This is a genomic window from Acinetobacter sp. X9 (genome assembly GCF_054889255.1).
Genome location: NZ_CM142679.1, coordinates 1,951,927 through 1,971,184, shown reverse-complemented (window position 1 = coordinate 1,971,184; position 19,258 = coordinate 1,951,927). Strand labels below are relative to the sequence as shown.

At 35.5% G+C, this 19,258-nt stretch carries 21 protein-coding genes; 16 read left to right on the top strand and 5 right to left on the bottom strand.

Annotation, left to right across the window (positions count from 1 at the left end; genetic code table 11):
- The first annotated feature begins 69 nt into the window (after window positions 1-69).
- From ACYU0V_RS09365 to ACYU0V_RS09350, 4 genes are all read left to right on the top strand, one after another.
- A complete protein-coding gene (locus tag ACYU0V_RS09365) occupies window positions 70-306 on the top strand; it encodes a hypothetical protein (RefSeq protein ID WP_461847130.1) in 237 nt (78 codons plus the stop codon).
- 265 nt (window positions 307-571) lie between these two features.
- Complete coding sequence (locus tag ACYU0V_RS09360; protein ID WP_002113538.1) at window positions 572-901, top strand: YbaB/EbfC family nucleoid-associated protein; 330 nt, start codon at window positions 572-574, stop codon at window positions 899-901.
- Window positions 902-910: 9 nt separating this feature from the next.
- Window positions 911-1,507, top strand: coding sequence for a recombination mediator RecR (gene recR, locus ACYU0V_RS09355; RefSeq protein ID WP_002113756.1), 597 nt, complete (start codon window positions 911-913; stop codon window positions 1,505-1,507).
- A 332-nt stretch (window positions 1,508-1,839) separates the two neighbouring features.
- Entirely contained in the window at window positions 1,840-2,964 is a 1,125-nt protein-coding gene (locus ACYU0V_RS09350) for a ribonuclease D (protein WP_461847128.1), read from the top strand.
- A gap of 450 nt (window positions 2,965-3,414) precedes the next feature.
- Here the strand turns inward: ACYU0V_RS09350 and ACYU0V_RS09345 are convergent, their stop codons facing one another.
- Complete coding sequence (locus ACYU0V_RS09345) at window positions 3,415-4,089, bottom strand: FMN-dependent NADH-azoreductase (RefSeq protein WP_461847126.1); 675 nt, start codon at window positions 4,087-4,089, stop codon at window positions 3,415-3,417.
- Window positions 4,090-4,207: 118 nt separating this feature from the next.
- Between ACYU0V_RS09345 and ACYU0V_RS09340 the strand changes: the two genes are divergently transcribed.
- From ACYU0V_RS09340 to ACYU0V_RS09330, 3 genes are all read left to right on the top strand, one after another.
- Window positions 4,208-5,059 (top strand): LysR family transcriptional regulator, encoded by an 852-nt coding sequence (locus ACYU0V_RS09340; protein WP_461847124.1) that lies wholly within the window; start codon window positions 4,208-4,210, stop codon window positions 5,057-5,059.
- A 97-nt stretch (window positions 5,060-5,156) separates the two neighbouring features.
- Window positions 5,157-5,423: a hypothetical protein gene (locus ACYU0V_RS09335; protein ID WP_014206661.1), complete on the top strand. Its 267-nt coding sequence runs from the start codon at window positions 5,157-5,159 to the stop codon at window positions 5,421-5,423.
- A gap of 178 nt (window positions 5,424-5,601) precedes the next feature.
- Window positions 5,602-5,937 (top strand): hypothetical protein, encoded by a 336-nt coding sequence (locus ACYU0V_RS09330; protein ID WP_032057488.1) that lies wholly within the window; start codon window positions 5,602-5,604, stop codon window positions 5,935-5,937.
- Between the two features lie 71 nt (window positions 5,938-6,008).
- Here ACYU0V_RS09330 and ACYU0V_RS09325 read toward each other — a convergent pair whose 3' ends face one another.
- Window positions 6,009-6,173: a hypothetical protein gene (locus ACYU0V_RS09325; protein WP_002113596.1), complete on the bottom strand. Its 165-nt coding sequence runs from the start codon at window positions 6,171-6,173 to the stop codon at window positions 6,009-6,011.
- Between the two features lie 508 nt (window positions 6,174-6,681).
- Here ACYU0V_RS09325 and ACYU0V_RS09320 point away from each other — a divergent pair.
- The 8 genes from ACYU0V_RS09320 (at window position 6,682) to ACYU0V_RS09285 (ending at window position 14,084) form a co-directional block, all read left to right on the top strand.
- Window positions 6,682-6,942, top strand: coding sequence for a YcgL domain-containing protein (locus ACYU0V_RS09320; protein WP_002113722.1), 261 nt, complete (start codon window positions 6,682-6,684; stop codon window positions 6,940-6,942).
- On the top strand, window positions 6,935-7,321 hold the full coding sequence (locus tag ACYU0V_RS09315) for a hypothetical protein (RefSeq protein WP_002113949.1): 387 nt from the start codon (window positions 6,935-6,937) through the stop codon (window positions 7,319-7,321). Before ACYU0V_RS09320 ends, ACYU0V_RS09315 begins: the two co-directional genes overlap by 8 nt.
- 29 nt (window positions 7,322-7,350) lie before the next feature.
- Complete coding sequence (locus ACYU0V_RS09310) at window positions 7,351-8,202, top strand: AAA family ATPase (RefSeq protein ID WP_002113662.1); 852 nt, start codon at window positions 7,351-7,353, stop codon at window positions 8,200-8,202.
- Window positions 8,203-8,217: 15 nt separating this feature from the next.
- Window positions 8,218-9,405, top strand: a complete 1,188-nt coding sequence (locus ACYU0V_RS09305) for a vWA domain-containing protein (RefSeq protein WP_000498060.1) — start codon at window positions 8,218-8,220, stop codon at window positions 9,403-9,405.
- 36 nt (window positions 9,406-9,441) lie between these two features.
- Window positions 9,442-10,647, top strand: coding sequence for a tryptophan synthase subunit beta (gene trpB / locus ACYU0V_RS09300; RefSeq protein WP_461847120.1), 1,206 nt, complete (start codon window positions 9,442-9,444; stop codon window positions 10,645-10,647).
- 236 nt (window positions 10,648-10,883) lie between these two features.
- Window positions 10,884-11,891: a 50S ribosomal protein L3 N(5)-glutamine methyltransferase gene (gene prmB, locus ACYU0V_RS09295; RefSeq protein ID WP_002113580.1), complete on the top strand. Its 1,008-nt coding sequence runs from the start codon at window positions 10,884-10,886 to the stop codon at window positions 11,889-11,891.
- A gap of 12 nt (window positions 11,892-11,903) precedes the next feature.
- The gene (gene aroC / locus ACYU0V_RS09290; RefSeq protein ID WP_347745805.1) at window positions 11,904-12,995 is read left to right on the top strand and encodes a chorismate synthase; all 1,092 of its coding nucleotides are present in this window, start codon (window positions 11,904-11,906) and stop codon (window positions 12,993-12,995) included.
- A gap of 333 nt (window positions 12,996-13,328) precedes the next feature.
- A complete protein-coding gene (locus ACYU0V_RS09285) occupies window positions 13,329-14,084 on the top strand; it encodes a hypothetical protein (protein ID WP_461847117.1) in 756 nt (251 codons plus the stop codon).
- A gap of 269 nt (window positions 14,085-14,353) precedes the next feature.
- On the opposite strand, the gene ACYU0V_RS09280 is transcribed toward ACYU0V_RS09285, so the two are convergent.
- Window positions 14,354-15,583: a GGDEF domain-containing protein gene (locus ACYU0V_RS09280; protein ID WP_060465690.1), complete on the bottom strand. Its 1,230-nt coding sequence runs from the start codon at window positions 15,581-15,583 to the stop codon at window positions 14,354-14,356.
- Window positions 15,584-15,903: 320 nt separating this feature from the next.
- Here ACYU0V_RS09280 and ACYU0V_RS09275 point away from each other — a divergent pair, with 320 nt between their 5' ends.
- The gene (locus tag ACYU0V_RS09275; RefSeq protein WP_017399558.1) at window positions 15,904-16,656 is read left to right on the top strand and encodes a TenA family transcriptional regulator; all 753 of its coding nucleotides are present in this window, start codon (window positions 15,904-15,906) and stop codon (window positions 16,654-16,656) included.
- 48 nt (window positions 16,657-16,704) lie between these two features.
- Here the strand turns inward: ACYU0V_RS09275 and ACYU0V_RS09270 are convergent, their stop codons facing one another.
- Together ACYU0V_RS09270 and lipA are read right to left on the bottom strand one after the other, a co-directional pair.
- Window positions 16,705-17,844 carry a transcriptional regulator gene (locus ACYU0V_RS09270; RefSeq protein WP_206221544.1) on the bottom strand — a complete coding sequence of 380 codons (1,140 nt, stop codon included), beginning with the start codon at window positions 17,842-17,844 and terminating at the stop codon, window positions 16,705-16,707.
- A gap of 156 nt (window positions 17,845-18,000) precedes the next feature.
- Window positions 18,001-18,987: a lipoyl synthase gene (gene lipA, locus ACYU0V_RS09265; protein ID WP_032034987.1), complete on the bottom strand. Its 987-nt coding sequence runs from the start codon at window positions 18,985-18,987 to the stop codon at window positions 18,001-18,003.
- Window positions 18,988-19,258 lie beyond the last annotated feature (271 nt).

Sequence of the window (19,258 nt, the reverse complement as noted above, 5' to 3'; positions counted from 1 at the left end):
AAATCAGTCTAAAATTTCAACGTATAAAAGTTCTAAATTTAATAAAAATAACAAAGAGAGTCTTTAGTCATGATTAAACCAATAATTATTTTAGTTACGATAGGGGCAATTGGTCTGGTTGGATATAGAGTATTTGCCCAAAAAGATGAACCAACACAGATGAGCGAAACTGTATTATTAATTAATGATGCAAACAAATCTGTTCAAGATGCTGATCTTTCAATAGAAAAAGCCAATACTTCGTTCAAGAAAGTTCCCTTAAGTGAATATAAAACAAACAATAAAAGTCTACAGGCTGCCCAGTAACTTTTCTAAATTTTACTTTTTTCTACTCATCAAAAGTTTTCTACATAAAAGCTTTATAGTGGATTGACCATAGAAAATAGTTTCATAGATACCAATAGAAAACATTGATTTATTGTGTCAGAATTACGGATTAATTTTGATTTAAACGTACTAACCTCAATGATCTTGATGATCTATAGGGGGAGTAGAAAGAGTTTAAGTTTTGCAGTGTTATGTGACTATCAATATTACTTAAAATATTTGATAGAGATACGGAGTTAGGTTTATGAATATCAATATGCTTATGCAGCAAGCGCAGCGCATGCAAAAAGATATGGAATCAAATATAAAAAAGGCTAAAGAAGAGCTTGCTCAAACTGAAGTACACGCTGAAGCGGGCGGTGGTTTAGTTAAAGTTACAATGACTGGCCGTTATATCGTAAAACGTATCGAAATTAATCCGGAATTACTTCAAGATGAACCAGACATGATTGAAGACTTAATTGCTGCTGCAGTAAATGATGCTGTGCGTCAAGCAGAAGTGATTTCTGAAGAAAAAATGCAAAAAGCAAATTCTGGTATGGGTTTACCACCTGGCTTAGCGGGCATGTTCTAAGGAAATTCAGTGTTTAGCGATAGATTTGAACAACTCGTTCAAGCTTTACGTATATTGCCAAGCGTTGGTCCGAAGTCGGCTCAACGTATGGCTTTACATCTTTTGATGAAAAATCGAGAAGGGGCATTTGCATTAGCGCATGCTTTACATGAGGCTTCAAGTTATATACATGAATGTAGTGTCTGCCATTCTCTGACTGAACATGAAATTTGTGATATTTGCGCCTCAACTGACAGAGATGATCAGTTATTGTGTGTGGTTGAATCACCAGCGGATGTGATGGCGATTGAGCAAAGCGGTAGCTTTCGTGGAAAATACCATGTTTTAGGTGGCCATCTTTCTCCATTAGATGGTATTGGTCCGGAAGAAATTGGTATTCCTTATCTCATTCAGCGTCTAAGCCAAGGTACTATTGAAGAAGTCATTTTGGCAACCAATGCGACGGTAGAAGGACAAGCGACAGCCCATTATTTGGTAGAGGCGACTAAACATTTACCAATACAAATGACGCGTATTGCTCAAGGTGTACCTCAGGGTGGTGAACTCGAATACGTAGATAGCCATACTTTAAGTCAGGCAGTGCATAACCGCATGAGAATGAAATAAGCATTCCGATGCTTATTTCATTAATGAATGTACTATCAATTTGATTAAATTTATTAATTAAATTCAGTTATTAAACATAAATATTATTCTGTCTTTTATTATTAAAGATAGTTTAAATAAAATATGAATATAAGAATGAAAAAGATCTTATAAATTTTAAATAAAGAACATTTGGAGATAAATTTAAAAAGTACAAATAAAAGATCAAAAAATTATCTATTTTCGAAAAATTGTTCAAAAATAGAGTATTCATAAAGGTTTAAGTGGCATTTTTCTGCTTCTATGTTATATATACCAGAGTTTAAAGCACTCTTTGCAATACTTGAGAAAGCATGTTTCAGTTTATCCAACAGCAAACCGAATTGGTTGATGTTCTTCAAAAAATGGATCAATGTTCAATATATGGACTTGATACAGAATTTATTAAGGTTGACACACTCTGGCCTAAACTTGGAGTATGCCAAGTCAATGTAAATGGTGATGTCTATCTGTTGGATGGTGTTTCATTAGATCTAAGTCAGTTTTGGAAAAAGATTTTTCTCGCGCAGCAAAACATTTTTCATGCATGTGGAGAAGATATTGATTTAATCTATCATTATGCTGATCAAGAAGATTTGCTTAATGTGTTTGATACTCAAGTGGGCCTTTCTTTTTTAGGTCATGGCCTGCAAGTGAGTTACCAAGGTGCTTTAAAACTTTGTCTTGATATTGATATTGAAAAAGATCAAACCAGATCTGATTGGTTGGCTAGACCTTTATCGCCTCAACAACTTTGTTATGCTGCTAACGATGTTTTGTATTTAATGAAGTTAGCTCATCATATTCAAGAACAGCTTAAGCAGAGAGGGCTTTATAACTATGTTCTTGAGGACTGTAGTAGTCTAACTAAAGAAATCATTAGTGAAACCCCTAACGAATTACTATATACCGATGTGGGAAATTATCGTCACTCACGTCGTCAGCTAATGCAATTACAAAATTTAAGTGAATGGCGTGAATACATTGTGAAAGCAACGAATCAGCCACGCAGTTTTATTCTTAGAAATTCAACCATGATTGATATGGTTGAAAAAAACCCTCGCAATAGCTTTCAACTTTCGCAAGTTAAAGATATTCGTCCAAACGTAGTTCGCGAGTACGGCAAAACGATTTTAGAACTTCTTAAAGATTTGCCAGTCGAAAGCAAATGGCCATCAAAGATTGCAAAACCATTTAAGATTACGTCTAAAGAGACTTTAAATAAAATGGATATGGTACTTGCTCATGCAATAAATGAGACTTCTATTCCTAAAGAAGTGTTGTTGAGAAAAAAATGGTTAAACGCCATTCATCAACATGTTCTATGTCAAGGGGATGAACAGGATTTACCTGACTATCTATTAGGATGGCGTTATGAGTTATTAACGCAACCATTAATCCAGTTGTTTCAAGAAGAAAAACAAAGTTTATCTATTTAAAATGCAATAAATAATTAGAAATTTAAAGGTTCATCATATGATGAGCCTTTTTAACTAAAGCATAATCATTCTGTTAAATTTTTAATTAATTATTAAAATGAGCTAATTATAATATCTAAGTATACAAAAAATAGATTTTCTGTAGTTTATCTAAATAATTATTTAATTTCATAAAATAATGTAATAAAGTAAATATAATTTGAAATTTCAATAATGAATTAAATTAACTTATATAATGAGAAAAATTCAATTGATTAAACATACAGGTCTGTATATTCTTGGATTTAAGAAAAACAACTTCAATTTATATAATATATAACTATAAGTTTGTTTCGGTGCAGAAATGAAAAGCCTACCCAATTGGGTAGGCTTTTTTATTTTTAATGATATGGATCAGTTAAAGTGACTTAATTTATGAAATTTAAAAATGAGTATTAAAATCTACAGATATTATCTAAATGAATCAGCAAGTTTAGACACAACTTCTTCAACTTTTTGAAAAGCATTTTCTAATGACTCTATATGCCTATGATCTCCAAACTCTTGATACTCAGAAGTAATTTCATAAATTTTTTCTACGCCTAAATATTTGCTCAGTGTACGAATGTGGGGTACAAGATGACTCATATCATGCCGAATCCCATCTTTCTCAAACCCAAATTCACCGCTGGAAGTGATAATAATTAAAATTTTTCCAGTTAAAAGAGGTTGTAAGGGAAAGTCTCCACGAGCTAGGTCAAAATCAAATGTTTTATTGATACGAATAATTTGATCAAACCATGCTTTCAGTTGAGCAGGCATGCCGTAATTGTACATAGGTGAAGAAATTACAAGAATATCTGAGCTCGAAACTTCTGCTATTAATTGATCTGATATAGATAAAACATCACGTTGAGCTTCGGTCCTTTTATTGTCAGGTGTGAATACAGCATCAATCCAATTTTGATTAATAAAGGGTGGTGGATTCATTCCTACGTCACGATAGATATACTCATCTATAGGCAATTGTTGTTTCCAAGAGTTGATCAACCGACTGGCAATATTTTTTGAAATAGAATTGTGATTTGGGTTGGGGTTAATCGCAGCTCTGACACTAGCATCTATATGTAATATTTTACTCATCATTAATTCCAAAAAAGTTAGGATTTAATTTATTTTGAGTTTTAAAACATAAGTAGACAAACGAGAAAATTACATTTATAGATGATTTTAATTCATTCATAAATGTAAATGGGGAGGAAGCATGCAAGTTTCTTTGCAAGCACTTAAAGCATTTGAATCAGCCGCTCGATTGGGTAGTTTTAAGTTGGCTGCTGAAGAACTTTCGCTTACACCGACTGCAATTTCACATCATGTTGCGAATCTAGAAAGCAGATTAAATGTTGATTTATTTCATCGACAGGTAAGGAAAATAACGCTTACAACGACAGGGCAAAGACTTGCTGCAGCAATTTCTGAGGGGTTTCGTAAGATTGAAGATGCACTAGATGAAATAACAGTAAATGGAAACGTAGTGAGAGTCGCTAGTACGTCTTCACTAGCTGCAATGCTGCTAATTCCTTCAATAAATGAATTTTATCAATTGTATCCCGATATATCAGTTGAGTTTTCTACTGGTGAAACTTTAGATAATCACTTGTATACATTACCTATTCGATATGGCGACGTATCTTTGGCCCAGTCTCAAGATATTGTTAAATATGAGTCTTTTAATGTATTTGGTTCATCCAAACTTGATCTGCTTAAATGTTCTAGTGAACCAATAACTTTATTTACGACAGAATGGAAAAATAAGGCATTACCAAGCCCACCACTAGAGGCTTGGCTTAAGGAAAATGAATGGAACCAAGATAGGGTGACGATTAAGAAATTTGATCAGGAAATTTTTGGGATACACGAGGCTTTATCTGCCAATGGTTTAGTATTTTGCTCTACTACACTTACCCAAAGGTTTGTTAAGACGAATCTTTTACAGGAGTTTAAAACTAAAGCCGTTCAATCAAAGCTATGTTACTACATTCCAAATAAGGACGATTTTAAAAATAGAAATGCCAGAAAATTTATTGAATGGGTAGAAAGTTTATTCAATCAATAAACTTATATCTCTGATTAGTTTTAACTACATAACACTAGAACTTATATAGCCTTTTTATGCTATAAAATTAGATAAATTAATAATTAGAGAGATAAATATGCTTAACAACTTTAATGCTGAACAAGCTCGTCAAAACGCTAAAAACTTTAAAATAAATCAAGACGTCATATTGGAAAAAATTTTAACTGGTACTGAGTCTGAATCTAAAGAGGGGAAGCGAAAAGCAACTTTCTGGTTTCCTGTGGATGCTATAAGCCCTGATCATCTTACACTGGTTGAAGAGGAGCTTAGAAGCAGAGGTTTTAATGTCTCAACTGATATTGAGCACTCCGGTACCACGATCACAATTGAAATAAGCTTCTAATGAATGATTGTTTTAACTAAACCACTCTTAAAAAAGAGTGGTTTTTTATTGCATGATTTATTGTGAGTTAAAAGAAATTAAATATAAATTTATTTACAATTAAATTTATATTAATCAGGATATTATTTGACAGGTTCTATCTTGTTCTGTAGCTTTACTTTTTGAGTGGAATATGGATATGAACTTCCAAACAATACTTTTATCTTTCAAAAATCAATCTACTGGTACAGATGCATTTAAAGACTTAAAAAATGCATGTGAGCAGTCTCTTAAAGAATCTCAAGATACAAAAGAAAAAGCAGCAGTTTACCTAATCTACGGTTTCGCACGTAGTTATGTAATCTTATATGAAGATGAAGCTGTAACGACCGAATTTGCCCATACTTCTAAAACCCAACTCATCACTTATATGGAAAGTCTTAATGATGCTTTATTAAGTCAAGATGATAGCGCTATTTTGAGTGCCTTAAATCAAGTAAGCGATGACTATATAAAAAGCTCTCGCGTCTTCTAGAAAAAATTAACACGTCCTTAAATAAAAAATACTTCTTTAGTTTGGGCTAAAGAAGTATTTATTTTTATATATTAATGGGACTTTTTCTTACCGCCACCATCTTGTTTGTTGACGGTAGACCATGCAATTCGTTCGGCTTCTTCTTGAGAATGGCCTCTATCTACTTCACTCTCAACAATATGTTTGGCCTGACGTTTTTGCTTTGCTGTATAAGCAGTTTTATCACCACGAGGCATAAGTTCATCCTCCATATCTATGAATAAGATACTTATTATTGAAACATATCTCGCTATTAAACGAGTTAAGTAACGTCTGGTGATGTGTAGTTAAGTAGTTAAAAGTTTTACTCAAGTGTATATTCTTAAATAAGTGAAAAAGAAATTTATTATTTTGATAGCTTAAGTATAAGTCTTGCAAGAACACTATTATCAAATCTTTGATGATGAATACTTTTTTAAAATCCAAGAACTGCTTTTATTTTAATAAAATAGATTTTATATTTTAATATTTAAAATCAAAAACTTATATTGTTTTTATGAAATCTAACTCCTGTTTGGAACAAAGTTATTATCGACCTTAATCAATGTTGTAGGTTAATATTTCTCAAGAATTAAAAAAACGACTGATGCGTAAACAAACCTGCGTGTGTGTGTCGTTTTTTTTCATGTATGCTGTCCTTAGTTCAAGAGTTGATTTGAAATGCACTGTGATATTTATAGATCGAGCAAAAAAGATGAAATGTACATGTATATTGCTCGTCCAAACTATCCTGACAATACGGAACAAGCTGATCCGTTTGAAAATGTTCCTGAAGCTGTTTTACAAGCGTTTGGTCGTGCAACGTTTGTCATGCATTTAGAGTTGGCTCCAACACGTAAATTGGCGCGTGTTAATGTTTTACATGTTTTAGACTCATTACAAACAAAAGGTTTCTTTATTCAGATGCCGCCAGAAGGGTTAATTAACCCGAATGCAGTTGAACCAGAGGGCTTACGTGGTGCGTGAAGATCAAACTGGAATAATGAATCAGTTATTCTCTTTTTTGGATGTTATTCCTGAGGGTGTTATTGCTTTAACAGCTTATGGAATAGGCGCTATTATTGCTTTGTGGTGTTGGTGGCGATTAATGCGCCGTCTTCCTACCACTTTTGGTGCAATTAGCTGGTTGATTGTATTTGCTATTTTAGTTACACCAACAGTGTCTGAAGGACCGAATGCATCTGTAGCACCTGCTATTTTTGGACTCCTTTTTGGTGTTTTAACTAAAGATAGTCCGTTAATTTGGTCAAATTTATCTTTAATTCTGTTTGTAGTTGGTCTAGGTTTGGTGATTGGATATTGTTGGTCAAAATATTCAACAAACAAAAGCATGCGTTCCATCTAACCATTGAAATAGAAAAATAAGGTCTTTACATGTCTGCTGATACCCAACATTTTACCGGTACAGATCAATATATCGCGACTGATAGTCTTAAGCTTGCTGTAAAAGCAGCTCGTGCTTTGCAAAAGCCTTTACTGATTAAGGGTGAACCGGGCACGGGTAAAACTTTACTTGCTGAACAAGTAGCACAAAGTTTAGGTTTAAAACTGATTACTTGGCATATCAAATCTACAACTAAAGCGCAGCAAGGGTTGTATGAATATGATGCAGTTTCTCGTTTAAGAGATAGCCAGTTAGGTGATGACCGAGTTTACGATATTAAGAACTATATTAAACCCGGTAAATTGTGGGAAGCTTTCACCAGTGAAGAGCGTTGCGTATTATTAATTGATGAAATTGATAAGGCCGATATCGAGTTTCCAAATGACTTGTTGCATGAACTCGATAAAATGTCTTTTTATGTTTATGAAACGAATGAAACAATTACGGCAACGCAACGCCCAATTGTAATTATTACTTCAAATAATGAAAAAGAATTACCAGATGCATTCTTGCGTCGTTGCTTCTTCCACTATATTGAGTTTCCAGATGAAGCCACAATGCGAGAAATCATTGCGGTTCATTTCCCAAATATCTCTGCAACACTAGTAAACGAAGCTTTACAGGTTTTCTTTAAACTACGTGAAATTCCTAATTTGAAGAAACCACCATCAACCTCTGAGTTAATTGATTGGTTAAGCTTGCTCATGGCAGATGATATGCCTGAAGATGTATTACGTAATCGAGATACCTCTAAAGCTATTCCACCTTTATATGGTGCTCTCATCAAAAACGAGCAAGATGTACAACTTCTCGAACGCTTGGCTTTCATGTCTCGACGTTAAGGGAGGGAGTAACCCATGTTTGTGCGGTTATTTTACACCTTACGTAAATATGGTGTTCCAGTTACCACTCGTGAACTCATTGATCTAAACCGTGCGGTGAGTGAAGGTTTGGTTTTTGCCGACCAAGAAGAGTTCTATCAGCTTGCTAAAACTATTTTAGTTAAAGATGAGCGATTTTTTGATAAGTTTGATCGTGCCATGAAAGATTACTTTGATGGCATTGAAACTTTTGATATCGATGAGTTGCTTAAGCAAGTTCATAAATTACCAAAAGACTGGTTCGATTTAGAACTTCTAGAAAAGCATTTAACTCCTGAACAACGAGCAGAACTCCAAAAAGCGGGTTCTTTAGAAGAATTGATGAAAATGCTGGAAGAGCGATTACGCGAACAGCATAAGAAACACCAAGGTGGTAACCGTATGGTTGGCACAGGTGGAACTTCACCTTTTGGAGCTTTTGGTGACCATCCAGAAGGCGTACGAATTGGTGGGCCAGGGCGTAAACGTTCGGCGGTCAAAGTTTGGGAACAGCGGAAATACCAAAATCTAGATGACGACCAAGTTCTTGGAACTCGTCAGATGCAAATTGCTTTACGTCGGTTACGTAAATTTGCCCGTCAAGGTGCAGCTGAAGAGTTAGACGTTGACGGAACTATTCGAGAAACAGCCAAACAAGGTATTCTTGATGTTCAGATGGTGCCAGAGCGTCGCAATCGAATCAAAGTACTCATGTTGTTTGATGTGGGTGGTTCGATGGATGCACACATTGCCCAATGTGAAAAGCTTTTCAGCGCAGCTAAAACCGAATTCAAAACGCTTGAATACTTTTATTTTCATAACTGTCTCTATGACTATGTTTGGAAAGATAACTACCGCAGAACTGCCACCCGTATGAATACATGGGATCTATTTCACACCTATGGACGCGACTATCGTGTAATTGTAGTGGGCGATGCCAGTATGGCACCGTATGAGTTGAAATCGGTAGGTGGCTCGGTTGAATATATGAATGATGAAACAGGTGAGGTTTGGTTACGTCGCCTACGTCAACATTTTGATAAAACAGCATGGTTAAACCCTGAAACTGAAGGGTATTGGCATTACACTCAAACCATTGGTTGGATTAAAGAGATTTTTGAAAACCATATGTATCCAATGACCCTAAAAGGTATTGAGGATCTGACGCGTTACCTTTCTCGATAAACTTGATAACTTTAATAATTTAAAAAGAGGGATGATATGCAACATCAAATTAATGGTATTGCTTTGCCAAATGAACAGGGATTTTTTGGTGAATATGGAGGCCAATTTATTCCTCCGCATTTAAAAGAAGCAATGGATGAAATTAATGTTGCTTATGAAGAAATTCGCCATACACCAGAATTTCAAAATGAATTATTAGACCTCTTTTCAAATTATGTAGGTCGTCCAAGTCCTTTATTTCACGCAAAACGTCTTTCTGAGCAGTTAGGCGGTGCACAAATTTATTTAAAACGTGAAGACTTAAATCATACAGGTGCTCATAAAATTAATCACTGTTTAGGTGAGGCTCTACTTGCTAAATATATGGGCAAAAAGAAAGTTATTGCCGAGACTGGTGCGGGACAGCATGGCGTTGCTTTAGCCACGGCTTGTGCTTTAGTTGGTATCCCATGTGAAATTCACATGGGACAAGTCGATATTGAAAAAGAACACCCTAATGTGGTCAAAATGAAAATTTTGGGTGCTCATTTAGTTTCAGTAACACGTGGTACAGCAACCTTAAAAGATGCTGTAGATAGCGCGTTTGAAGAATATTTAAAAGACCCTAAAAACTTTATTTATGCAATTGGTTCTGTAGTTGGACCACATCCATTTCCAAAAATGGTTCGAGATTTTCAATCGATTATTGGCAATGAAATTAAAGAGCAGACGCATCATCGTTTTGGTAAAAACCCAGATTATGTTGTCGCATGTGTTGGTGGTGGTTCAAATGCAATCGGTGCCTTTACAGCATTTCTAAATGATTCGGATGTGAAATTGGTTGGGGTTGAACCAGCAGGACATGGTTTAGAAACTCACATGCATTCGGCAACTTTAACCTTAGGGAAACCAAGTCAAATTCATGGTATGGCATGTTACGTGCTTGAAAATGAAGCTGGTGAACCGTTACCCGTGCATTCTATTGCTTCAGGATTGGACTATCCTGGTGTTGGTCCACAGCATAGTTTCTTAAAAGATTTAGGCCGTGTGGAATATAGCACTGCAACTGACCAAGAATGTTTGGAGGCTTTTATGACCTTATCTCGTGTAGAAGGAATTGTTCCTGCGCTTGAAAGCTCACATGCTGTAGCGTGGGCAATGCGTGAAGCACCAAAGCTGCCGAAAGAAACCATGATTGTTGTTAATCTTTCTGGCCGTGGAGATAAAGATTCGGATTATGTGGCAGAAAAGCTTAAGCTTTAAACCAACTAAACACAAAAAGCGGTTGAACTTCAAAGATCGCTTTTTTATTTCATAGACTGAATCTATCCTTTCTTAAAAGTTCATTATTTCTTAATTAAAACAAAGTATTCTGATTTTAAGCTGTGATTGTTAGAGATAGGTGTGTAAAACACTGCTTCACAGGGCAAAGCGTTGCGTTGCTTTGTCTCACTCAGTAGAATAGTCACTTTGCAAAATTTGCCTTTGGAGACGCCTAAGTGGAGCGACCGACGATTAGCCCTGAACATTTACAGGAAGCTGCTGAAAATTTATCTACAATTCGAGATTTTATTCGCTTTGGGGTATCAGCATTACGTCAACATGATGCACATTTAGGACAAGGTACTGAAGATTATTTTGCAGAAAGTTCTGCATTAGTTTTACAAACCTTATCTCTTGAATGGTCAGCAGACTCAGAGATTTTAGACGCTAAGCTTTTGCCAAGTGAAAAAGCAGAATTCTTAAGTTTGTTAGAACGTCGTATTAATGATCGTATACCGACTTCTTATTTATTAAATTTAGCTTACTTCTTTAATAAGCCATTTTATGTGGATGAGCGTGTACTTATTCCGCGTTCACCAATTGCAGAATTAATTGAACAACGTTTTGCACCATATTGCTTAGATGAGAATGGTCAAATGCGTGAAGCACTTAACAACCTGCCAGAAAATGCAAAACCTAAAACTCCACAGCGTATTTTAGATATGTGTACAGGTTCTGGTTGTATTGCTGTTGCTTTGGCTTATGCATATCCAGATGCTGAAGTGGATGCAACGGACATCTCTAAAGAAGCTTTAGAAGTAGCATCGATTAATGTTGAACACCACAATAAGCAATATCAAGTTGCGTTACTTGAATCTGATTTATTTGCCAAGATTCCAGCTGAAAACCAGTATGATTTAATTGTAAGTAATCCTCCGTACGTTGATGCTGAAGATATGGCTGACTTACCAGAAGAGTTTTTACATGAACCTGAACTTGCATTGGCAGCAGGCCAAGACGGTTTAGATCTCGTGCGTAAAATGCTTGCTCAAGCGGCAGATTATTTAACTGAAGATGGTTTAATTGTCATTGAAGTGGGTAACTCTGAATGGGCTATGCGCCAAAACTTCAATACGATTGATTTCAACTGGCTTACTTTCCAAAAAGGTGGTTCTGGCATTTTTGCTTTAACCGCAGAACAATGTCGTCGTTATAGAAAACTATTTGAACAGCAACAAGCATAAGGAGTTGTACATATGGCAGGGAACAGTATTGGACAACTCTTTCGTGTAACGACATGTGGCGAGTCTCATGGCGTTGGCTTAATGGCAATTGTTGATGGCGTGCCACCTGGTCTTGAGTTAACCGAAGAAGATCTACAAAAAGATCTGGACCGCCGTAAGCCGGGTACATCAAAATTTGCGACTCAGCGCAAAGAACCTGATCAGGTTGAAATTATTTCTGGTGTGTTTGAGGGTAAAACTACTGGTACGCCAATTGGTTTACTCATTCGTAATACTGACCAAAAATCGAAAGATTACGGTAATATTGCTCAGACTTTTAGACCGGGTCATGCGGACTACACCTATACACAAAAGTATGGTTTCCGTGATTACCGTGGTGGCGGTCGTTCGAGTGCACGTGAAACTGCTATGCGTGTTGCAGCGGGTGCTATTGCTAAAAAATATTTAGCAGAAAAATTTGGTGTATTGATTCGCGGTCATGTCACTCAAATTGGTAACGAAGTTGCTGAAAAGTTAGATTGGAATGAAGTTCCAAATAATCCGTTTTTCTGTGGCGATGCAGACGCTGTTCCTCGTTTTGAAGCATTGGTTACGTCTTTACGTGAACAAGGCACCAGCTGTGGCGCTAAGCTAGAAATTTTAGCTGAGAAAGTTCCTGTAGGTTGGGGTGAGCCTGTTTTTGACCGCTTAGATGCTGATATCGCACATGCCATGATGAGTATTAATGCGGTTAAAGGTGTTGAAATTGGTGATGGTTTTGCTGTAGCGGGTCAGTTTGGTCATGAAACACGTGATGAATTGACTAGTCAGGGCTTCTTGGCGAATCATGCTGGTGGTATTTTGGGTGGTATCTCAAGTGGTCAAACCATTCGTGTCGCAATTGCACTAAAACCGACTGCAAGTATTACAACGCCAGGTAAAACGATTAATTTAAATCGCGAAGATACTGATGTGTTAACTAAAGGTCGTCATGACCCATGCGTGGGCGTTCGAGCAACTCCAATTGCAGAAGCAATGTTAGCAATTGTTCTAATGGATCATTTCTTACGAAATCGTGCTCAAAACGCAGATGTTGTTCCACCATTTGCGCCAATTGAACCATAGTCATAATTTTGGCTATAGTAAATTAAGCTCCCATATTTAACTTAAACTTGGGGGCTTTAATTTTTTATAACATTCGGCTTTATTAAATTTTAAATTATTTTCTTGTCTTATAATCTTTATATAAATATAATACCGGCGATTTATTTTGAATATATTTATCTTTTAACTTTGGAAATTAAAATTTTATTAATTTACTTAGTACATCTGATATCTATATTTATTTATAGAAGGTAATTTTAATAAATTGCTTCTATTTTAATCTATTACATATTTACATCTTATTATTTTAAGTAACAAATCTTCGAAGTCATCATTGAAATTGGGGAAATATCAATGAATCAATGCACATATAGAATTGGCTGTATGTCAAAGGATAAGCTATTGCCTAAAAATTTACAGGCAATGATAAAAGTTATTCATGACTTGTCTTTGTCATCTCAGTTATCTGAAAACTGGGTGTATAATGATGATAATCCAGATATACATATTATTGATTTAGATAGTGGTTATACCAATATTCTTCTTCCTAAAAAAATTAAAATCGTATTAAGTAATAATCCCGAACTTTTAAGAGGTTACCAATATAGGCTGAAAAGACCAATACGCTATCCAGAACTTTTGAATATTTTAAAAGAAATAGAAAACAACGAATATTTTCAAAAGACTCATCAAGAGCGTATAACAAATAATAAAAATATAGTTACCATAGACTCTTTGGAAACAAAAATTTCATATAAACTGGTTTGTTATCCGAATTTCAAGAATATTCATGATGAACAAATCGTTAATGTAACTAGAGTTTGCACTTTATTATCTATTGAATCAAAAACAGTTCAAGAGATTAAGAAGTTTTTAAATTTATCTGTAGATGAAATACAAAAAATTATAGAAATTATTAAAAAAGAAGCTTATCCAAACTATGAAACGATACATGAAAATATTGTTTCAATACTGCCATTTTTAAGTGAGACTATTCCTGTCGTACCACAAAGAATACAGCAAAGTTTATTGCTTAATTTTATCAATAAACTCTGGAATAAGTTAAAAGTAAAAAGTTTAATGAACTGGCGTATTTTTAAATTAGAGTAGTTGAATACTCATTTTAAAAATAAATATTTAAAATATTTTACACGTATAAATAATATAAATTTACCATATGGTTTATATAAATTATTTCTAGTAAGATATTTTAAGACTAAATTGAAAAATGTAGGATATGTACTAGATTTAAATTACATGTTAGCTTTTCCAACGGATGGGAAAAGCTAATTGATTATTTCTAGTCATTTTAATTTAAAGAGGCACGCTATAAAAGATCATAATTATTCAAAAGTCATTTTGAATAACGGTCTGACTTTCTAAGTCAGATCTACAATTTGTTCTTCGTTTACAGCAATCTTATATTGATTACGTCCATTGGTTTTTGCTTTATATAATGCATGGTCAGCTCGTGCAACAAAAGCAGAAATAGAATCGTTTAGACGTGGAATTGTAGTTGCGACTCCTACACTAATAGTGACATGTGGTGAAACATCACTACATGGATGTTTAATTGCAATTCTATTAATCGCATTCATTAAACGTTCGACTTGTATCAAAGCTTGCTGAGAATTTGTCATTGGGAATAGTAGTAAAAATTCTTCACCACCATAACGAGCAACTAAATCTCCACTACGAGCAGCGATAGAAGAAATAGCGATGGCGATTTCTTTTAAACATTCATCACCTTTGAGATGTCCTAGCGTGTCATTGTATGCTTTAAAATAATCGATATCGACCATCATAATGGTGAGTGGGGTTTCATGTCGTAATGCACGGCGCCATTCATTATCCAATGTTTCATCTAGATAACGTCGATTGGCTAAACCAGTAAGTGCATCTTGCTGGGAAAGCAAAGATAATTGCTGTGCTTGCTGCATGAGCTCAATGCGATTCAGCTCGATCATGCAGTTTTGTAAGTAGTTTTCTCGATGTTGGCGGTCAGTTGCATAGGCAAGGGTCATTCCCAAGAAACTACTGAAGGTGTAAGTTCGGTTTAAGAACGTCCAGTCGATCACACCATTTAAGTAATTGCTTGCTAAAATTCCAACCAGTCCTCCCATCCATCCAGCAAATATAGCCGTATAGAAGCGCATACCAACAGCGCCATAAATAATAACGATTGCATACATCATCGCAGCATGAAAAAGAACATTATCTTGTCCATTCTCAATAACGTTAATTAAAATAAAAGTAATTGCTACCGCTAAAGCCGAGCCAATTCCTACATAATAATCAAAATACTGATTTAATTTTTTAATAAATGATAAAATCCAAGCGATAAGAACAATTACACCTACCCAAGAATAATAGCTAAACCAGGATAAAACTTGCTCACTTGGTAAAACTTGATATATACCAAAGCTTAAAAATATATATAATATTAAAATAATAGGCGCTCTATAGCGGAACTCATAGGCAGCGCCATTTTGGTATTGAAAACGATAAATCGTTTCAAGCTGCTTTGGAAACCATACGAAGTTTAGTCCTCGTGTGGTTAATAAATCTATTTGTTCCTGTCCCAATATATTGGAACCTTGCAACTTCATAATTAATGCTCTCTATATTGGAAGTTGTCATAAAATGAGACTTATTTTAAGTAAAGTTCCATCTAAAAATATTGATTATATAATGTGTGGTTTATTCAAAATAATAATACAGATTTTTTAAAAAAGTAATGATTTTTATCTATGTTAAATGTGATAAAAATCACGACATTTCAATGATTAGCCTAATAATTATCTAAAGTTCTCCAATCCATCGAAAAAAGTTACAAATGGTCGATTAACGATTGTATCTTTATCATTTTCGGATAGACTTATAGCGTGAAATACAGATGATTGCTGTCATATAAATAGGAAAATTAGCAATGACTGCTCTAAATCAATATGGAATGAATTTAGAAATTACGCCGCATAATGGATGGTCACAACGGTTCTGGGACGACCTGTTACCAGCTAAAGAACGGGTGAGTAAACATCCGTTTTTTACGGAAATGGCCAATGGGGGATTGAGCCTAGATAGTTTCCGTTATGCTCTACTTAATTTCTATCCATTAGTCGCCCATTTCCCGTCATATATGGCTGGAGCATTGGGGAAAGCGACTGGATTTTCTGAACCGGGAGTTACTGAAGCGCGAGATTGGTTAATTCAAAATATTAAGGTAGAAGAGCGACACTTAAAATGGTATCGCGATTGGGCTGGAGGTTTTGGCTTAACAGTTGAAGAACTTGATCATGTACGACCACCCGCTGCTATGAATGCTGTAAACCATTTTCTATGGAATATGAGTCATCGAGGCAATTTGGCAGAATGTCTGGCTGCAACAAATTTGGCGATTGAGTGGGCAACTGGAGATTGGTCTATTCAGGTGTATAAAGGTATTCATACTTATACAGATCACCCTGAAGTAACGATTGATAAACGTTCTTTAGCTTGGTTGCGCGCTCATGCACATTACGATGATCTTCATCCATATGAAGCTATGGAGCTGATTAAGCGCTTATGCAATGATCGTCCTGACTGGCAGCAAAAAGCATTTCATGCTGCTGAAGAAGGGCTGCGATATTATGAATTAGCTTTGGACGACTGCTATAGGGTACAGCTTCAAGCCTCTGCTTGATCTAGCCTTAAAAAGGGAGAATATCGTATGGATATTCTCCCTTTTATTTTATTCGAGCAACTTTAAGAGTTTAGTTCGATAAGGTGTTTCTTCGGGTAATAATTCAAGTAAACGTTCAACAGCATCTACCCGGTCTGGTACACGACTGACTACTCGCAATAATTGATCAATATCTTCAATTTGATAAATCACATGACTCAAACGAGCATCAAAACAATCTCTCCATGCACATAAAAAAGGACTCTCTGATTTGGCTAAGAAACTTCCTCTATAGAGTGTAAGCGTAGTTGATGTAAAACCAAGGTTTAAGGCTTGTTCGGCCATTAAAAAATCACATTGAATTTCGCAGTTAAGTCTATATGGTCGTGACTCGATAACATCGGGTATTAAGTTTCTGAGTTGAGAAAGTTCTGCTTTTAAAGTGGTGGTACTTACAGGTCGATCACCATATAGAGCATAGTGAAGTTCTTCAAGATTAATCCCTTCGGGACAAAGAGTTAAAATACACAGAATCTCAATTTGACGTTGAGTCAATGTAAGGCTGTGTTGGTTATATTGAACTTTATGAGTGCCGAAAGCTTTAATATATAGGATATTTTTCTGATGAAGCTGAATTGCTTGTTTAACAATGTCAGCACAACGCTCTACTGCTAAAACTCCAAGTGAATTATGTTTTTGATATTTGGTCGATAAATTCATAATTCCATAAAACTGACCTGTATTTGTATCGGTAATCGGTGCTGCATAACAGACCCAGTCCCTGACACTATTCATTTGGTTTTCATGTGAGTAAACACAGCTTGCAGAATGTGTATTTAATGCTAAACCAATGGCATTTTGGCCTACAGCCTGAGTAGACCACTGGCCGCCTTCGACAAAGTGTACTTGCTCTGCCGATGAGCGCATAGGATGACTACTCCATGTCCAAAGTAGAGTACCATGAGGATCAGTCACACCAATGGCCATATCGGCATCTTCGGCAATATGCATTAAGTTGCGATGGCACTCGTGAATCGAACGACCAAATAATGAGTGTTCCCATTCCTCACCCAGATCAAACAAAGGTGCTGCTTCAAGGTCAAGTGATGGTTTTTTTCCTAATTGTTTAGAATGAGATGAGGATTCCGGCCGAAATAAGGACGGAGTAGTATCTATTAAAGGCGATGATAATTGTTCTGACATATCCATATCGAAATTCCTTTATCATTGAAATGGCGTATCCGTAGCCGCTCAACATCTATAACTTTCTTATTGTGACTATTTCCTAGTTATCTCCTTACCTTAAATAATTTTATAAGTCTTGACCATTATCCTATTGGATAAGTTTTGTTAATTGCCTAATCATTAAGATAAGACATCTTGTCGGCTGAAAGGCTTTGGCACTTCTTCTCCGAAATATTGTCGATCAGCAAAATAGCTAGAACGAACCATAGGTGCACTCCAAATATTTTTAAAACCTAATCGCTTACCGTGTCGGGTATATCGTTCAAATTCTTGTAAATTTACAAACCGATGAATAGGCGCATGTGATTTTGAAGGCTGAAGATATTGTCCAATCGTGACAAGATCGACTTGATAGTCTTTTAAATCGTTGAGTAGGGCAAGCACTTCAGCCTCAATTTCTCCTAATCCAACCATCAGGCCAGACTTGGTTTTGATATCGGGACAATATGCTTTAAAACGTTTAAGTAACTCTAGTGAATGTTGATAATCTGAACCTGGGCGCATCGCTTTATATAAACGAGGAACCGTCTCAATATTATGATTAAACACATCTGGAGGAGATAAACTCAAAGTCGAAAGCGCTGTCTCTAAACGACCGCGAAAATCTGGTACTAAAATCTCAATCAATGTTTCTGGACAACGTTTCCTAATTTCTTCAATACACTTTACAAAATGTGCAGCACCGCCATCATGTAGATCGTCGCGGTCTACAGAGGTAATCACGACATACTTTAAGTTTAGATTTGCGACTGTTTCTGCCAAATGCTTAGGTTCATCTTCATCTAGCGGTTTTGGGCGACCATGAGCGACATCACAAAATGGGCAGCGACGAGTACAAATATCGCCCATAATCATAAATGTTGCCGTACCTCCACCAAAACATTCCGGTAAATTTGGACACGCCGCTTCTTCGCAAACACTGTGTAACTTTTGTTGGCGTAGCAAATTTTTTATGCGGTTAATTTCTTCAAAATCGGTTATTTTGGCTCTAATCCAGTCAGGTTTAGTCGGTAACTCTTCTGTAGGTAGAATTTTAATCGGAATGCGAGCAACTTTATCCGCTCCTCTTAATTTAATACCAGTTTCTATTTGCCTTTTTAAGTCCATATATAAAATTCCATTTTATATTAAATAATATTTAACTAGACTCTATATAATAAAAATCCTTATAATTTAAATAAAGGACATGAGTTTATTAATGAGCGTAGTACACAGCTAATATTATAAATTAATAAAGGTTGGTTAAAGGTTTGTTTCACAAGCCAATGAAATGTATTAAAATTTTTTAATTTTATTTTTGCTGTACAAGTTTTTGAAAAATAAAAAATAATATCCATAAAAACCATTTAAAACTTTTTAGTCTAATAGCATATTAAAT